We start from the raw sequence: 706 nt of genomic DNA, 5'->3' as shown, positions 1-706 counted from the left end.
TTACTACGCACGCCAGGGCCTCAAGGTTGCGCCATTTAAAGCGCAAAACATGAGCAACAACGCAAGAGTTGTAGCCCCCACGCTCCGCACTGGCGTGTCGTCGCTGCCCCCCGAGGGGGTTAATTTTCCTTGGGGCGGCCCGGCGGAAAATTGGGTGCCCGGCGGTGAGATCGGCTCCGCCCAGTACTTTCAGGCACTGGCAGCGAGAGCCGTACCCGACGTGCGCATGAACCCGCTCCTGCTCAAGCCCGAAAAAGACACCCAAAGCCAGGTCATATTGATGGGCCGGGTCAACGCCGAACTCTCGCGCATGGAATGGCGCGGCCGCAGCGCTTCGGTCTGGCCGGTGGTGGCGCGCGCGCTCGATGAGTTGATGGCAGAAAACGATGTGGTGGTGATGGAAGGCGCGGGCTCGCCTGCCGAGATCAACCTCAAGTCCAGCGACATCGTCAATATGCGCGCTGCGCAGCATGCCAATGCCGCCTGCCTGCTGGTGACCGACATTGACCGCGGCGGCGCCTTTGCCCACCTGTACGGCACCTGGGCCATGCTGGACGAAGCCGAGCGCAAACTCATCAAGGGCTTTGTGCTCAACAAGTTCAGGGGCGACGCGAAACTGCTGGCCCCCGGCCCGCAGATGCTGCAGGACATGACCGGCATCCCCACAGTGGCAACGCTGCCCATGTGGTGGCAGCACGGCCTGCCC

1 protein-coding gene is annotated in these 706 nt (G+C 63.6%); it reads left to right on the top strand.

Translation table 11 applies throughout. The features are described from left to right. Window positions 1–706, top strand: a 706-nt coding sequence (locus AC1D0Z_RS23490; RefSeq protein ID WP_477660524.1) for a cobyric acid synthase, incomplete at both ends; no start/stop codon positions are given.

The organism is Polaromonas sp. P1_E3, from assembly GCF_056405935.1.
This window is presented reverse-complemented; position numbering and strand designations above follow the sequence as displayed.